General features: G+C 48.5%; 13 protein-coding genes. 9 read left to right on the top strand and 4 right to left on the bottom strand.

Going from position 1 to position 16,830, the window contains the following annotated elements:
- Positions 1-53: 53 nt before the first annotated feature.
- Positions 54-1,643, top strand: coding sequence for a tetratricopeptide repeat protein (locus AMJAP_RS13670; RefSeq protein ID WP_019619977.1), 1,590 nt, complete (start codon positions 54-56; stop codon positions 1,641-1,643).
- A 30-nt stretch (positions 1,644-1,673) separates the two neighbouring features.
- On the opposite strand, the gene AMJAP_RS13665 is transcribed toward AMJAP_RS13670, so the two are convergent.
- Positions 1,674-2,027, bottom strand: coding sequence for a hypothetical protein (locus tag AMJAP_RS13665; protein ID WP_019619978.1), 354 nt, complete (start codon positions 2,025-2,027; stop codon positions 1,674-1,676).
- 252 nt (positions 2,028-2,279) lie between these two features.
- Here AMJAP_RS13665 and AMJAP_RS13660 point away from each other — a divergent pair, with 252 nt between their 5' ends.
- The 7 genes from AMJAP_RS13660 to AMJAP_RS13630 are packed head-to-tail and all read left to right on the top strand — an operon-like array spanning position 2,280 to position 10,837.
- Positions 2,280-3,317, top strand: coding sequence for a hydroxymethylglutaryl-CoA reductase (locus AMJAP_RS13660; RefSeq protein WP_019619979.1), 1,038 nt, complete (start codon positions 2,280-2,282; stop codon positions 3,315-3,317).
- Positions 3,317-4,348, top strand: coding sequence for a type 2 isopentenyl-diphosphate Delta-isomerase (gene fni, locus AMJAP_RS13655; protein ID WP_019619980.1), 1,032 nt, complete (start codon positions 3,317-3,319; stop codon positions 4,346-4,348). The genes AMJAP_RS13660 and fni overlap by 1 nt, the downstream gene beginning before the upstream one ends.
- 15 nt (positions 4,349-4,363) lie before the next feature.
- Positions 4,364-5,530, top strand: a complete 1,167-nt coding sequence (locus AMJAP_RS13650; RefSeq protein WP_019619981.1) for a hydroxymethylglutaryl-CoA synthase — start codon at positions 4,364-4,366, stop codon at positions 5,528-5,530.
- Between the two features lie 12 nt (positions 5,531-5,542).
- Positions 5,543-6,544 carry a mevalonate kinase family protein gene (locus AMJAP_RS13645; protein ID WP_019619982.1) on the top strand — a complete coding sequence of 334 codons (1,002 nt, stop codon included), beginning with the start codon at positions 5,543-5,545 and terminating at the stop codon, positions 6,542-6,544.
- Complete coding sequence (mvk, locus tag AMJAP_RS13640; protein WP_019619983.1) at positions 6,534-7,475, top strand: mevalonate kinase; 942 nt, start codon at positions 6,534-6,536, stop codon at positions 7,473-7,475. The genes AMJAP_RS13645 and mvk overlap by 11 nt, the downstream gene beginning before the upstream one ends.
- A complete protein-coding gene (mvaD, locus tag AMJAP_RS13635; RefSeq protein WP_019619984.1) occupies positions 7,462-8,472 on the top strand; it encodes a diphosphomevalonate decarboxylase in 1,011 nt (336 codons plus the stop codon). Before mvk ends, mvaD begins: the two co-directional genes overlap by 14 nt.
- Positions 8,473-8,476: 4 nt before the next feature.
- Positions 8,477-10,837 (top strand): DNA polymerase II, encoded by a 2,361-nt coding sequence (locus AMJAP_RS13630; protein ID WP_026339923.1) that lies wholly within the window; start codon positions 8,477-8,479, stop codon positions 10,835-10,837.
- 665 nt (positions 10,838-11,502) lie between these two features.
- Here the strand turns inward: AMJAP_RS13630 and AMJAP_RS13625 are convergent.
- Positions 11,503-11,892, bottom strand: coding sequence for a GFA family protein (locus AMJAP_RS13625; RefSeq protein WP_019619987.1), 390 nt, complete (start codon positions 11,890-11,892; stop codon positions 11,503-11,505).
- Between the two features lie 333 nt (positions 11,893-12,225).
- On the opposite strand from AMJAP_RS13625, the gene AMJAP_RS13620 reads away from it, so the two are divergent.
- A complete protein-coding gene (locus tag AMJAP_RS13620) occupies positions 12,226-12,423 on the top strand; it encodes a putative motility protein (RefSeq protein WP_019619988.1) in 198 nt (65 codons plus the stop codon).
- 49 nt (positions 12,424-12,472) lie between these two features.
- On the opposite strand, the gene AMJAP_RS13615 is transcribed toward AMJAP_RS13620, so the two are convergent.
- Together AMJAP_RS13615 and AMJAP_RS13610 are read right to left on the bottom strand one after the other, a co-directional pair.
- Entirely contained in the window at positions 12,473-15,682 is a 3,210-nt protein-coding gene (locus AMJAP_RS13615) for an EAL domain-containing protein (protein ID WP_019619989.1), read from the bottom strand.
- Positions 15,679-16,689: a cytochrome-c peroxidase gene (locus AMJAP_RS13610; protein ID WP_019619990.1), complete on the bottom strand. Its 1,011-nt coding sequence runs from the start codon at positions 16,687-16,689 to the stop codon at positions 15,679-15,681. Before AMJAP_RS13610 ends, AMJAP_RS13615 begins: the two co-directional genes overlap by 4 nt.
- Positions 16,690-16,830: the final 141 nt, after the last annotated feature.

Below are 16,830 nucleotides of genomic sequence, written 5' to 3'. Positions count from 1 at the left end.
ATAATAGTCTGATTTATATGATACTTTGATATTCATTCCCAAATGTAGAGTTTATGGAAATCAACTACTCAGATAAGAAAGTACTGATTGTTGATAATCGCCTGGAAGATCTTGCTGAACTCAAGATGATCCTGGGGAATATGGGGGTGCCTGACATTCAGGTCGCTTCCTCCGTCAATATGGCTCTGGTGTTGTTGCGGGAGCTGTCGTTTGATCTCTGCTTTGTAGTGTTTGATCAGGGCAAGGACCATAAGAATGGGCTGCAACTGATACAAGAGGCAACAGCAGAAGGCGTCCGCAAGTTCTCTACCATCTTTACCCTTATTGTTGATCCGGAGCGGTCTAAACTTTTGTTTGGCTCATTGGATAGCTCCCCCGATACCTATATATCAAAGCCCTACGCTGAATCTAAGCTACGCTTTCGCATTGAAAAGATTATGCGGATTAGAGAGGTGCTGCTGCCGCTGGAAGAACTGATGGATCAGGGGGAACTACAAGCGGCGCTAGAGATGTGTGGCAAAATGGCTCAGGGATACCCAGGGCTGCATATGTATATCCAGCGACTGCGGGGGATTATTTTACTCGAGCTAGGCTTGTACTCCGAAGCTGTACACCTGTTCGAAACGATTGTTGCTCAGCGAGACCAGCCCTGGGCCAGAGTGGGTCTGGGAATGTCTTTGTGCCATCTGGGCCATTACCTGAGTGCCCGGGATGCGTTGCAACATGTCATAGATGAATCTCATTTTTGTGTTGAGGCTTATACCTGGTTAGCTCGAACATACAAAGCACTGGGAGAGCGGGGTGAAGCGATTGGGCTGCTGCGTAAAGCGATAATGCTGCAATCTACGGTGCCTGAGCTACAGGGTGTTCTTGGTAGTTTGGCGGGGCAGAATCAAGAATGGAATGTTGCAGTAGAAGCGTATAACAACGCTATTCGTTATGCCCGCAATAGCTGTTTTCAATCAGAAGATTATTACTTCAGCCTGGTGGCTGCTTTACTGGCGCGGGATAACTTTGATCGAGAGATTGAAGAACAAGCGATACGTGCTCTCGAAGATGTGGTGTTGGCGTTCCCTGGTGAGCCCATTGTGCAGTTTAAATCCCGTTTGTTGGCGGCGCAGGCTTACCGTCGGTCAGGGGCTTCTGACCGGGCTAATTTGGCCGCCCGTAATGCGTATGACCTTTTTTGCGGCTTAGAGCTGACCGAAAAAGCAGAATGGGTTGAACCATTTCTGGAAGGAATGGAAGGTACTTCTGTTGAGTCAGATGCGCAATCGATGAAGCAACAGGTTAATCGGGATAGCGCTGCCCTGGAGTGGGGGAAATTAAACCTTCAGGGGATGCTGGCTTACCGTAAGAAAGAGTATCGTAAAGCCTTGGGCTTTTTTGTGCGTGCCGATGGTATATTGCCAAATAATCCCAGCCTGACGCTGAATCTGGTGCAGACTGCGCTGGAGCAAGCCCGTCATCCAGGGCCTGAGCGCCATGAGTTGCTACTGCAGTGTGATAATGCGCTATACAGTATTAATTACGGTGCTTTGAGTCTGCGTCAGCAGAAGCGCTACCTTTCTCTATCCGATCGTTGTGCCGAGATGATCCGCTCGATGGCGCAGTTGAAGCATGAAACAGACGTCGGAGCCTGAGCGGTTATGCCGATGTCTGGAAAGTTCAGATTAGATAGTATCGTCGTCGGTTAAAATGAAATTTCCCATTGAGGGCTTAGCCGGCTCGTTATCGTATGCCGAACGCGCTAGTTTTCGCGTCAGCAGCTTCTGTTGAGCCGCTTCGGGAAGGTCGGTAAACAGGATTGTATTTTTTGAAATCAGCAGGTCGATAAGGTCTTCAATAATCCGGCTGACTTCAGAGTCTGATTTTTCCAGAAACTCTTGTGGGCTGCTGGCTTCGCTATTACTCGATAGGAAATGAGCGACTTCCGGGTCGGCTATATCTGCCACGGTTGAGTTTCCAACCGGATGCGTTGACAGAGAAGTAATTTGTCCCTGTTCATTCCTGATTGCGTAGAGCATATGCCTGATTTCCGCTGGTTCTGGTTTATCAAACCCTAAGTATCGCCGGGAAAAATCTGGATGGTCAAGTTTGCGTGGCCAGTTTGGGTACTAAAATCCGGGGGTGATCAGAATTTATAGCCTGACAGGCCTTTAATTGCATATTATCGAGCGGCTATATAAAATCCCCACCAATACGAGCTTCCTGAAGGGGTGCAGAGCGGATCATGCTTTTCTGATCGCGGCAGCCCTTTTTTATTGTGTCGAGAGATTATGAAATCCCATAAAATCCAGCAAGCCCCGATTCCTATGCGCACAGTCGGCCCTATTAAGATTAGCGGGCATGTCCTTAATGAAAAAATTGCTGTGCCATTGGCAACTTACGAAACGCCACTCTGGCCCTCTGTGGGGCGAGGAGCCCGGATCTCGGCTCTGACTGAAGAGGGGATAAAAACAACGGTCATCGACGAGCGGATGAGTCGCTCTATTCTACTGGAAGCGGATGATGCTCTGGAGGCGCTTAAAGCGCTTGAATCGATCAAATCCAGGCAGGAAGATTTGAACGAAGTAGTGGCGACGACCAGTCGCTTTGCTAAGCTGGTTGCCCTGAATAGTCAGATTGTAGCGAACCTAATTTACTTGCGACTAGAGTTCACCACCGGTGATGCGTCGGGTCATAATATGGTGACTAATGCTGCGGATAAGCTGATTCCCTGGTTATTAAAAGAGTACCCGCAACTTCGTTATTCATCTATATCGGCTAACTATTGCTCTGATAAAAAGGCGACAGCTGTTAATGGTATTCTGGGGCGGGGTAAATATGTTGTCAGCGAGATACTGATTCCGCGAGAGCTATGTGAACGTCGTTTAAAAACCACACCAGAAAAAGTGGTTGACCTGAACATTAAGAAAAACCTGATTGGTACAATGATTGCTGGTGGGTTGCGCAGTGCCAATGCGCATTATGCCAACATGCTGCTGGCTTTTTATCTGGCTACGGGTCAGGATGCGGCCAATATTATTGAAGGCTCTCAGGGTATTGTTCATGCAGAGGTACGTAATGGTGACCTGTATTTTTCCTGTACCTTACCTAATCTGATTGTCGGTAGTGTTGGTAATGGTAAAGGGATTGAATTCGTTGAGCAGAATTTGGCAGCGCTGGGATGTAAAGATGATCGTAAACCGGGTGAAAATGCCCGTCGCCTGGCGGCTATTTGTGCCGCGACAGTTCTTTGCGGAGAGCTATCGCTGATGGCTGCTCAGACTAATCCCGGTGAGTTGATGGAATCTCACCTTAAAATGGAACGCTGATGTCTGATCAGACCAACGATCGTAAAATTGAGCATATTCGGGCGATTGAAAATGATCCATTAACCGATCGTGATGGTCGTTACTTTGATCAGATTCGATTGAGTCACCGGGCGTTGCCGGATCTGGCGTTGGATGAAATTGATACATCGGTCGAGTTTCTCGGTAAAAAGCTCAGCTTCCCACTGCTGATTTCATCGATGACCGGTGGCGACCATACGCTGATTAAAACGATTAATCGCAATCTGGCAGAAGCGGCTGAGCGTACGGGTGTTGCGCTGGCAGTGGGGTCTCAGCGGGTTATGTTTACCCAGTCATCGGCCCGTGAGAGTTTTGAGTTGCGGCAATATGCGCCTAGCACAGTGTTGTTGGGGAATATTGGGGCGGTACAGCTGAATTATGGTTTCTCTCTGCAGCAATGTCAGGAGGCTGTCGATCTGTTAGGGGCTGATGGGCTCTATTTACACCTCAATCCTTTACAGGAAGCCGTCCAGCCGGAAGGTGATACTGATTTCTCGGGTCTTCAGGCAAAAATTAAAGCAATCTCAGCCGGGTTGAGCGTGCCAGTGTTATTAAAAGAGGTGGGGGCAGGGCTCTCTCCCCTGGATATTGAAAGCGGTATTTTAGCCGGTATTAAGTGGTTTGATCTGGCTGGCTGTGGCGGTACTTCCTGGAGTCGAATAGAGCATCATCGTGGTGTGAATAGCGGCGATGACCTGGGGCTTTGCTTCCAGGATTGGGGGATTCCAACCCCAGAGGCATTAAAACTGGCTCAACCCTATCAAAATAGTGCAGGTTTCATCGCCAGTGGTGGTCTCAGGGATGGGATTGATATGGTTAAATCTGTTATACTCGGCGCCTCGCTCTGCGGCATGGCCGCGCCTTTCCTCAAACCCGCGATGGATTCTGCGGATTCAGTGGTTCAGGTGATAGAGCAGCGCCGGCGTGAATTCACCACAGCGATGTTTTTGCTGGGCATGCCGGATGTGAATAGTTTATTTATGAATCGGGCTCTCATTCTGGGCGAGCGTTGAGGATTTTAAGTACGTATGTCCGTCGGTATTGATGAAATTAGCTTTTACACCTCTAACTACTTTTTGGATCTGAAGAACCTGGCTACTGTTCAGGAAATCGATGCTGAAAAGTATTATCAGGGTATAGGGCAAGAAAAAATGGGCATGCCTGCCCCGGATGAAGATGTAGTGACTATGGCTGCAAATGCTGCCCTGCCTTTGATAGAGCGGGTTGGCACTGATGCTATTAGCACGGTGATGTTTGCGACGGAGACGGGTATTGACCAGTCAAAGTCTGCAGGTGTCTACGTTCACCGTTTATTAGGGCTCACCCCGAATTGTCGGGTCGTTGAGCTTAAGCAGGCTTGTTATAGTGCAACCGCTGCGATTCAGATGGGCTGCGCCCTGGTCGCTCGCCAGCCGAATCAGAAAGTGCTGGTGATTGCGTCTGATGTTGCTCGTTACGATCTGGATACCTCAGGTGAGGCAACCCAGGGTTGTGGTGCGGTTGCAATGTTAATTACGGCGAACCCTCGCCTGGTCGAACTGGACCCTGAAGTCGGTAATCATACCGAAGACGTGATGGACTTCTGGCGGCCTAATTATCGTTCAACCGCATTGGTTGATGGTAAGTATTCGACTAAAATTTATCTAAAATCGTTGAAATATGCCTGGGAGCACTTCCGTGAAGTCAGTTCGCTGGCCTTTAGCGATATGCAGCATTTCTGTTATCACCTGCCTTTTACCCGAATGGCTCAGAAAGCCCATAAGCATCTGGCGCGTGTTAATAAGAGTAACCTGACACCAGAACTGCTGGATCGCCAGGTTGAAGATACGCTGTTATATAACCGAATTATTGGCAACAGCTATACGGCATCGATGTATATCGGGCTGGCATCATTGCTGGAGAATTGTAAGCACAATCTAGCCGGTAAGCGGGTAGGTTTTTTCAGTTACGGTTCCGGTTGTGTTGCGGAGTTTTTCTCCGGGAAAGTCGTTGCTGGGTATGAGAAGTACCTGCACGGGGATAAGCACCAGCTGATGCTGGCGGCGCGTAGCGAAGTCTCATATGATGAATATCTGAAGCTTTATAATGATATAGATCCGGTTGATGGCGGCGAGCATGTTAAGGCCGAAGGCACGACCGGGCGGTTCCGTCTGGTGGGCATCTCCCATCATAAGCGTGAATATATCTCCTGCTAAGGAGTTCCCTACATGAAGGCGTGTGCCCCGGGTAAGCTGATTCTCAGTGGTGAACACTCAGCAGTTTACGGGGCGCCGGCTATCGCTCTGGCGGTCAACCGATATATCCGATGTAACGCACAACAGACTCAAACCGATGGGCTCAGCTGGCACCTGCCAGAAGCTGGTTGGCAAGGGCACATAAACTGGGCTGATCTGCGCCAGTTAATAAACCGCCTTGACCACCGTTTTAACCTATTTGAATCAGGTGAATTAACGGCCGGTGATATCCTTGAAACACCCCAGCAGTTAGCACTTTATGCGCTGGGTCTGTGTTTGCCTGAAGACTCTCCTGACAGTGGTGTGACGTTAGAAATCTATTCTCAGTTGCCGCTTGGGTCCGGTATGGGTTCCTCTGCTGCTCTGGGTGCTGCTGTTACGTCTCTTGGTCAAAAACTCTTTTCTTCGCCGCTTGATACTCCGGAGCTTTTTCAGCGGGTACGATACTGTGAGCGATTGTGTCATGGGCGTGGTGGCCTTATTGATGCAGCGACAGTGAGTTACGGTGGGTTGGTGCAGGTGATGAAAGGGCAGGTAGAGTCATCATCGCTCCAGCTAGGAGATGGCTGGTATTATATCCACAGTGGCACACCCGAAGTAGGAACCGGTGACTGTGTTGATTCTGTACGCCGCCGTTTCGGAGAGTCCTCGATCTGGCAGGCGTTCAGTACGGTTACGGAACAGCTGACAGCAGCTATTGTACTGGGTGAAAGCCCCGGTGAGTCACTGAGAGAAAATCATCGATTGTTAACGCAGATTGGCGTAGTGCCTGAGCCGGTTCAGCGCTTCATCTATGAGTTGGAACAACTGGGTGGTGCGGCCAAAATCAGTGGAGCTGGCTCAATAAAAGGTGTCGGGGCCGGTGCGCTGATCGCCTATGCGCCGACAATCGATCTGGCTACTCTGTGTGCGCAGTACGGCTATTCATATTTCGCGATTGAAGAAGATAGTGAAGGAGCCCGTCTTGAGGATTAAGGTTACAGCCCCTGGCAGTCTGATGCTAATGGGTGAACATGCGGTTTTATTCGGTCAGCGAGCATTGGCCTGTGCTGTGGATAAGTATATTACGGTTATGCTGACCCCTCGTACCGATCGGGTTGTCACTATCGATTCGGCGCTGGCGCAGTATAGCTCTAATCTTGATAATTTAACTGAAGATCCTTCTCTTAGTTTTGTGCTGGCAGCCATTAAACGTCAGCTAGTTAAACTGCCAGCTGGTTTTGACTTGCAGATCGTATCGGAGTTTTCTCATACTGTGGGATTGGGTTCATCTGCTGCTGTTACCGCTGCGGTGGTTACCGCATTACAGGCTTATATCGGCAGGGAGGCTGTCGATGCCGATTTTCTATTTGATGAAGCACTGGCGGTTGTCCATGAGGTTCAGGATGGGCGGGGTTCCGGAACTGATCTTGTGGCTGCCGTGTATGGCGGAGTAGTTGGATATACTGCGGCGACTGATGATGCAGGCCCGATGATCAAAGCGTTACAGGGGCGGCCTGAGATCAGCTTGTTTTATGTTGGCTACAAGATGAAAACCCCGGATGTTTTGAAATTTGTTGAAGGCAAGGCTCAGCGTTATCCCTGGTTGTACAGTGGTATCTACCGTTTAATGGGGGAGACTACCGAGGAAGCTGAAACAGCGGTTGATAACAGTGACTGGCAGCGTTTTGGTGAACTGATGAATATCTATCAGGGGTTGATGGATGCATTGGGTGTCAATGATAAAAAGTTGGCAGAGATTATCTATACTCTGCGTCAGAACCCCTCGATCACAGGGGCTAAAATTTCTGGCTCCGGCCTGGGGGATTGTGTGATATCTCTGGGTAAACCTGTCGATCTGCCATTATCCTATGAAGAGATACCCGTTTCCGTATCAGCTGAAGGTGTAACCATTGAGCTCATCTAATTCTGTATTCACCAAGCAAAGCGTAATTTCTCAGTATCTTCCGGCATCCGTCAAGCCCATCACAGATACTATTGAGCCAGTCTTTGCCCCAAGCAATATAGCCCTTTGTAAGTACTGGGGTAAACGGGAAGCAGAACTGAATCTGCCTGTTAACAGCAGTCTCTCTATTTCGCTGGCTCATCTGGGAAGTAAAACGGCAATCTCTGTTGCCGAAGAGGATCAGGTATGGCTCAACGGAATACGTCTTTTAGCCGAGGATAAGTTTTCACGTAAAGTGATCGCGTTTATTGACCTGTTTCGTCGTGCTGATGAACACTGTGTCAAAGTCGAAACTGCGAATAATATTCCTACCGCTGCGGGGCTGGCATCTTCTGCCTCTGGTTTTGCGGCCCTGATGCTGGCGGTGGACCGATTCTATGGTCTGGATCTTGACCTGAAAGTGCTGTCAGCATTTGCCCGTATGGGTAGCGGCAGTGCCAGTCGTTCACTCTATGAAGGCTTTGTCGAATGGCAAATGGGGGTACGTGAAGATGGTATGGATAGTTTTGCACTGCCGTTAGACAGCCGTTGGGCTGACCTGCGAATCGGGCTGGTCAAAGTAAGTACCGGAGAGAAAGCGGTGGACTCCCGCTCCGGCATGAACCGCACGGTGGACACTGCTCATCTGTATCAGAGCTGGCCCTTGCAGGCAGCGGCGGATTTGCAACGCTTACATCAGGCGATCACCGATCAGAATTTTACCCTGTTGGGTGAAACAGCAGAGCAAAACGCACTGTCGATGCACGCGACTATGATCGCGTCCTGGCCGCCGTTACTCTATTGGCAACCGGACTCTGTGGCTGCCATGCAAAGTATCTGGCAGGCGCGGGCAGAGGGTATCGAACTATATTTCACCATGGATGCCGGACCGAATATTAAGCTGCTATTTACCGCCGATGCTGAAGCTGCTGTAAAGCAACGCTTCCCTGACCTGGAAATTGTTGCTCCCTTTGGCTGAGCCAGTGCTATCTAATATACCCTCTGAATCCAGCGGCTTTATTCTTACCCGGCAGCAGTTTGATACGCCCGGCGGGATTAGCTTCCAATTCTGGTTAAAAGGTAATCAGGGAGCGTTTCCTGTCACGGTACCTGGCCAGGAGGGGGTTTTCTTCGTGCTCGAAGAGGATCTCCCTCGAATCGAACCGTTGCTCGAACCGATTACAGACTGGCGACTATCACCGTTGCCCCTGAAAGATCTGCAACAACGACCTGTCTGCGGTCTCTACAGCCGCTCACTCAAAGGCTATCGACAACTCTCTGACCGATTGCAAACCTACGCTATTTCGATGATCGAGGAGGATATTCGCCCGGTTGATCGTTTTCTCATGGAGCGCTTTATTCAGGATAGCGCCCGGGTACGGTTTAGTGAAACGTCTGCACAACTTCAACCGACGAATTATGAGCCTCAGCTGACTATGCTGTCGGTGGATATTGAAACCACCATGCGGGCTGACCGGATCTTCTCTATTGGCCTGTACTCGGATCAGCTCAGAAAAGTGTTGATCGTAGGTGAGGGGAAAAATGAACCCTGGTTAGAATACGTTAACGATGAGCGTGCGCTGTTGCAGGCGTTTGTTCGGGAAGTTGAGCAGTATGATCCGGATGTTTTTATCGGCTGGAATGTGGTCGGTTTCGATTTTCGGGTATTGCATGAGCGGGCCAGGCGGCTGCAAGTGCCTTTGAATCTGGGCCGGGATCGAAGCCGTATACAGGTTATTCAATCGGCTAACGGTAAGTGGTTTTGCCGAATTGCCGGACGGGTTGTGCTGGATGGTATCGATACCCTGAAAGGTGCCACGTACCAATTTGAAAGCTTCTCTCTTGAAAATGTCTCTAATCAATTGCTGGACCGGGGTAAATTACTGGGGCATCAACAGGATGAAGGGCTTAATAAAGGGGAAGAGATTCAACAAGTCTACCGGACCGATCCAAGAAAGTTAGCTGAATATAATCTTGAAGATTGTAAGCTGGTCTGGGATATATTTGAACATGCACAGCTGTTGCATTACCTGATTGAGCGCAGCCGACTGACCGGTTTGCCGTTGGATAAAGTCGGTGGTTCCGCAGCCTCCTTTGATAACCTGTACCTACCGCGTTTACATCGTAAAGGCTATGTAGCGCCGGTGTATGCATCGGGTGAATCACAGATGGGTGCTCCCGGTGGCTATGTGATGGAGTCCCGGCCGGGACTTTATAATCAGGTACTGGTACTGGATTTTAAAAGCCTGTATCCGAGTATTATACGGACCTTTATGGTGGACCCTTTTGCCCTGGCAGAAGGTACCGGTACTGAGTGCTGTCCAGATGACCTGGTACCGGGTTTTAATCATGCTATTTTCAACCGTAAAGAGGCGATACTCCCCGGGATTATTGAACGCCTTTGGCAGGCAAGGGATCGGGCAAAAGCTGAGAAAAATACGCCTCTGTCGCAGGCGATAAAGATCATCATGAACAGTTTTTACGGAGTGCTTGGCTCCGATGTCTGTCGTTTCTTTGATCAGCGCCTGTCAGGCTCTATTACCCTGCGGGGGCATGAAATTCTTATCCGTACACAAGAGAAAATTGAGTCTCAATTCGGCTATAAAGTGATCTATGGTGACACCGACTCAGTGTTTGTCTGGTTGGGAGATGATTTCCCTGTGGATAAAACTCAGGAAGAGGGGCTTCGTCTGGAAGCTTTTCTTAACCAGTGGTGGCAGGATGAGGTACAGCAGCGCTTTGGCTTGCCCTGCCATCTGGAACTGGAATATGAAACTCACTATCGGCGTTTTCTGATGCCGACGATGCGCCATTCTGAGAAGGGTACGAAGAAGCGTTATGCGGGTATTCGTCATTTCACCGATGGCAGTGAAGAGCTGGTTTTCAAGGGACTTGAAACGGTGCGTTCTGACTGGACACCATTGGCGCGTCGGGTACAGCGAGAGCTCTACCGTTTGATTTTCAGCGATATGCCCTATAAAGATTATCTGAAGCAGGTGGTTAAGCAGCTGAAAGTGGGGGAGCTGGATGACGAGTTGGTGTATCGTAAACGTCTGCGTCGCCCTCTAGAGGAATACAGTAAAAACCGGCCTCCCCATGTGCAAGCGGCACAAAAACTCTATGATCAGTTATCCGACAGTAAAAGGCTGAACCGTTTTTCTGCCGGGATGCATATTGAATATCTGATCACGGTGAACGGCCCTGAACCGATATCGCTGTTGCGTTCCCCTATCGATTATCAGCACTACCTGGATCGCCAGCTGGTACCGATCTCCGATGGTATCCTGATGTTTCTCGATGATAGCCTTGATGGCATATCTGCTCCTCAGATCAGTCTTTTTTGATCGTTCCCGCTCTTTGATTAAGCTATCGGTGTTTCCGTTCGAGCCCCTCTTTGAAAAATCGATCGTTAATTCTGTATATGGGACGCCCTACAGCATCTGGAAGGAATAAACGATCTCTCTCAGATCTTACGCCTTTAATTTCAGCCAAAGTCTCAATCGACAGCTTCCTGAGACCGAGTGATTGAAGCTCAGTAGGTATCTGGAACTGGTTAAGAATCTGTAAGCAGTTTGAATCACGGCAGATCAGATCCCGCGATCGGGGTGCATTAGTGCCGACTTTAACCCCTCTCCACTTTTCACCTTGTATAAGGCTATATTCGGCTTGTATTGGGGTTGATAGGGGAAGAATAAACAAAAGCCCTGTAATCAGCACTGAAAACGAGTTTGCTTTAGACATAGAGCCTCCACAAAGTTTAATAAGAAGGTGATATTGAAATCGTTCTTCGGCTATTAAATAGGACCAGTGACCGAACAATTCGTTCGTTCCGATTAAACTGCTGAATGTGACACTTTGTAGTAAAAGGCTATAGCCTGTTGAAGCAAAAGATTAATATTCTGAAAGTTCTTCCGGATATGCAGGGGTTGAGTGCATTGCTGCAGTCTTTTATTCAGAGGTCCGATATGAATATACAAAAACTGAGCTGATGAGTGTTCTTTACAGAGTGTTATTCAAACTCCTGATGCTCGGGTAAGTTGTTGTTTATCCTGTACCAGGAGGCCTTCTGAGATAGCCATATATGGCTTTTCTCCTCAGCTCTTGGATCATCGTCCAAAGAGCCTAAGCGCAAAATCAGGTGTTCGGTGTTTTCTCTTTTGGCGTAGATTTGAGTACCGCAATTGGCACAAAAATAACGTTTTTTGCCCTTCGATGATTCGAATGACTTCAGGTGCTCAGTTCCGGATATATCAAAATACTTATCTTCTACTGCGGCAACACTCGAGAATGCTGAACCATGTGCTTTTTGGCACGTATTACAGTGACAGTGAACGATCTTCCCTACCGTACCAGAAATGGTGTATTTCACGTTACCGCAAAGACAGCTACCTGTGATCATTATAACCTCTATAATTGATTGTTAAATGACGCTTATGCAGTCGGACAGCGCCGGTATAACTGAGTTTATATAAGTAAGATAGTGACGCCATACTTAATGGATAGGTTGCTTAGTGAATTGCAGCGTCTAGCCATACATTTTCTTTGTATTGTAGCGCCTGATCATATTTTGTATATCGCGTGTGTGGATCGGTTACTTGAGCTACGTCGTAGGCACTGGGTTTCGGGACTCTATCATAAGTTAATGATCTATAAAAAAGCAGATGTTGAGCGATGAATTGCTCAAGTTTTCTGTTGTTAGCCGATATAACTCATATCGGTTAGGAGTATGACAATGGAAATTACAGCGGCTTCCGCTTCGGCATATCAGCAAGCCTCGTTACAGAATGATGTAGCCCTGGCTGTTGCTGGCAAAGCCAAAGACAATATTGAGTTGCAAGGTGCAATGGCGTTACAACTGCTGGAAAGTGCCGCGATGGCTGCTGTCGATCCTACATCCCCGTTAGGGCAAAGTATCGATATAATGGCTTAACTGCGAAACTTATTATAAACCGCCTGTTGGCGGTTTTTTTTTGCTTAAATCAGATGACGTAGTCGGTAGGAGATTTTGAATACGAGTTGTCCTCTATCTGCCTTATGACATTGGGGAGTTTCTCCGCCGGAACCGGCTTGCTAAACAGAAATCCCTGTATATTCTGACAACCTAGCTGGTGTAAATATTTAAACTGCTCGGTGGTTTCTACGCCTTCAGCTATCAGCTCTAACCCCAGACTCTTTGACATCGCTGTAATAGCATTGACCAGCGAGGCGTCTTCCGCATTGTCAGGCAGATCGCGGATAAAGGCGCGATCGATTTTTAATTTATCAATTGGAAACTGCTTCAGATAGCTTAGCGAAGAGTAACCAGTTCCAAAATCATCGATAGCCAGTTGTGCGCCTAATTCTTTTAGCTGATCCAGCCAACTGATCGCTTCACTTGAACTTTCAAGAAACATGCTCTCAGTAATTTCAAAAATAATGTTAGTTGGGTCTGCCCCGGTTGAGTTGATAATATCAGCGGCTACCTGCGCATTGAACCCAAGGTGGCGCTGGCTGCTGGAAATGTTTACAGAGATGGCGAAGCTACCGATGCCCTGATCTTTCCATGCGCGTAATTGTGCACAAGCCTGTCGGAAAACCCAAAGTCCGATCGGCTGTATCAGTCCGGTATCTTCCGCAAGGGGAATAAACTCTGCCGGGCTGATCAGGCCGTGTTCTGGGTGATGCCAGCGAATGAGAGCTTCTGCTGCGGTGACTTTATGGGTGATGCAGTTATAGATGGGCTGATAGTAGAGTTCAAACTCTTCATGTTCGATTGCATGGCGCATAGAGTGCTCCATGTCCGTGCGGTTTCTAACCCGGTCGCGCATCTCGGCATTAAAAAACTGGTGTTGATTACGGCCATTGTCTTTTGCCAGGTACATCGCCATATCAGCATGGCGTAGCATCGCCTCACCATTCTCGGCATCATTGGGGTAGCAGGATATTCCGACACTTGCTCCAATATATAATGTTCGATTTGCCAGCTGAAAGGGCGGCCGCAATACTTCGATAGCTCTGTCCGCCGTCTGAATAGCATCCTCGGGTGTTGCAATATCGGGCAACACAATGACAAACTCGTCGCCTCCGAAGCGGGCGAGCAGGTCATCTTTACGAATGATACTGGTCAGTCGTTGACTCACTTGCTGAAGCATCTCATCGCCAACGGAGTGGCCTAAGGTGTCGTTTACGGCTTTAAAACGATCGAGATCAATAAAGAGGAGTGCGCAGACAGATTGCTGTTCCTGGCAATACTGTAAGACCCGCTGAAGTTCATGTTTAAGCATGATGCGGTTAGGTAAACCGGTAAGAGCGTCAAAATTGGCTTGTAGTCGGATCTTTTCTTCATCAGCCTTGCGCTGAGTCATATCTGAAAAGACAGCGACATACTGCTCAAGCTGGCCATCGCTATTACGGACCGCAGCAATGGAGAGCCACTGAGGGTAAGCTTCCCCGCTCCGGCGTTTATTCCAGACCTCTCCAGACCAGCTGTCTTTTTGCTCAAGGGTTTTCCACATATCTGAGTAAAAAGTTTTTTTCTGTTTCCCGGATTGGAATACCTGTGGCGTTTTACCAATGACTTCTGTGGAACTGTAGCCGGTTATCTCAGTGAAGGCAGGGTTGACTGAGATAATTTGTGCATCGGGAGAGGTGATCATGATCCCCTCATTGGTGGTTTCAAATACCGCTGCATTCATCCGCAACTGCTCTTCGGTGGCGCGTCGCTCAGTAATATCCTCTTTAACCGCGACGAAATGAGTGATGTCTCCCTGGAAATTCCGGACCGCGGATATCGTTGCGGCTTCCCAGTATAGCTGCCCGTTCTTACGGCGATTCAGGAAAGTTCCCTGCCAGGCTTTTCCCGCCAGCATCTGCTCCCACATCTCCCTGTAATTGACAGGAGATATGTCTCCCGAACTGAAAATGCTGGGCTGCTTTCCTTCAACTTCCTCGAGTGAATAACCGCTTACGTCTTCGGCTTTGGGGTTTATATACTCGATAATGCCGTTGATATCGGTGATGACAACCGCCGCTGGGCTTTGTTCCAGTGCTCTTGAAAGCTTGCGAAGCTCCTGTTCACGCGATCGGATTTTGGTCATATCGACCCGCACCCAGACTTCTCCGCCTTCGTTGGTAGGGCTGTTGCTGCATCGGTAGCAGTCGCCATTCTCTAAAATCTGGAGAGAACGTGGGGTGGCATCGCTGTCATCGGAGTAATGACATTTTTGATCGATGGCGTTCTGGATGACTGATTTAGGTGTGCCAGGTATAAGCAGCTCAGTTATCCAGGGATAGTAGCTGCTAAAGGTGTGGTTACATAAGATGAGCTGGTTATCAGCATCGAACAGAGCGAATGCTTCTTTAATATTATCGACACCATCTTTAAGGCGTTTTTGTGCCTTATTGGTTTGGCTGTGAGAGCGTGTCAGGCGTAAGTACAGAAAGGTCAGCAGAAGAATTAACGTAGCGGTCAGGCCGATCAGAACTGAGTTTAAGTACTCCGTTTGCTTTGCTATTTTGTTTCGGTAGGCCAGATAGGCATTGTAAAGTTGGTTAAACACCGCTCTGTTTGGGATCTGTTTATATGTTTTGAGTAGTTCAGTCAGCCGGGTCTGGGCGTTCAGATTGGTAGTAATATGAGATATCAGGTCGTTTACGCTGGTGCTGCTGTTGGCAGGAAGCTGGCGAAGGTTGGTTTTTATCTCTGCTGCGTCCAGACCGCTTCTAAAAATATGATACTGGTATAGCTGATTAACAATTTCTTTGGCGAGAGGGAGGTTGGCGTTATCATTTTCAGCGATGTCATGCAGCAGCGTTGGCATATAGTTCAGACCGTTGCGCACAATAGCAGCATGGGTTTTAAGCTGCTCTATTAATGCAATCCGTTGCTTCAGGGTGGTGCGGTATTGAGTAAGCTGAGCTTCCAGTTCCGGGGGCAGGTTAATAAACAGTGTTGCAACAGCATTGTCGTTTTCCTGACGCTGAAGTTGAGTAGTCAGCGTGACTAGTTCGTCATAGTTTTGCTGGCCCATTGAACTAATGAGCGATACTTCCAGATCCAGAGCGTTGTCCAGCGCTTGTTGTTGTAAGAGCACTTCAGAACGTCGTTGGTTAGGCTGCGTACTTTCTATTTGAACGATATAGAAAAGCCAGGCAAGTAGCGTTATCGCGATTATTGATGTCAGATACAGGCGGGCTTTAAACCAGATCATTTAGCCAGCTCCGGGTGTTCGCCAGCCAGAGATTCAATAAATGCCTGAATTGCCGACACATGTTCTTTTGGAATATCGCGACCTAGCTGGAAACGGCCCATGATGGTGATGGCGTCTGATAGCTGAGCGATTGAACCGTCGTGAAAGTAGGGGGGCGTCAGGGAAGCCAGTCGCAAACTTGGCACTTTAAACAGGTATCTGTCGGCGGGGTTGTGTGTGTCGGTATAGCGGCCCAGATCGGTTTCATTAATGGCGGTTCCCCGGTCGCGAAAATAGGCAGAAATATCGGTCACTGCGCCGAAGTAAGCATACATGTTACCGCCTACATTTCTGCCTTGATGGCAACTGATACAGCCATAGGATTTAAACAGGCGGTAACCCTGTATCTGTGTTTCTGAGAGAGCGGTTGAATCCCCTGTAATCCAGCGATCAAAGGGTGCATTGAGTGTAACCAGTGAATGCTCGAACTGGATGATGGCGTCTTGTATGTTTTCAATGCTGATGCCATCGATATAGGCTATTTTGAATTGCTCTGTTAAGGGTTTGTCCTGGCTGAGGCGGTTTATTATCTCCAGCCAGTTACTATTCATTTCTACCGGGTTGTGTACCGGGCCACTGACCTGCTCGTTGAGATCTCTGGCCCGGCCATTCCAAAACTGAACGAAATTTAAACTGCTGTTGTACACTGTGGGTGTATTTGCGCTACCGGCTGCCTGATTAACGCCGAAAGATATGGCGCCGGTGTCGGCGCCTCCCAGGCTGAGATTATGGCAACTGGCACAGCTGATACTGTTATCTGATGAAAGCCTTGGGTCGTGGAATAGCACTCTGCCAAGCGCGATTTTGGCCGGGTTTAATGCAAGGTTTGGCTGCAGAGGTGAGATGGGCTCAGAACCCAGATCCAATGCCTGGATTGAGCTGCAGTAGACAATCAGCAATGTACATAAAGCGACAGTGGCTCGTCTCTTGCTGAATAATAACTTTATCTGTCGGGCCAACGACTCCACAAAAGCATCCTTTTGGATATGTTAGAGGGCGGGTATTTTTCCTGTATTAATTCTGTCTGACCAGAACAAGGGTCACTATAACGATAGAAAAGGCAAATAGCCCTATCTTTTTTAAGGATTAGGGCTGTTTCGAAATGGCTT

It is taken from the genome of Amphritea japonica ATCC BAA-1530 (assembly GCF_016592435.1).
Classification (GTDB): Bacteria; Pseudomonadota; Gammaproteobacteria; order Pseudomonadales; family Balneatricaceae; genus Amphritea; species Amphritea japonica.
The sequence above is the reverse complement of the archived record's forward strand: the minus strand, read 5'-3'. Positions and strand labels throughout refer to the sequence as shown.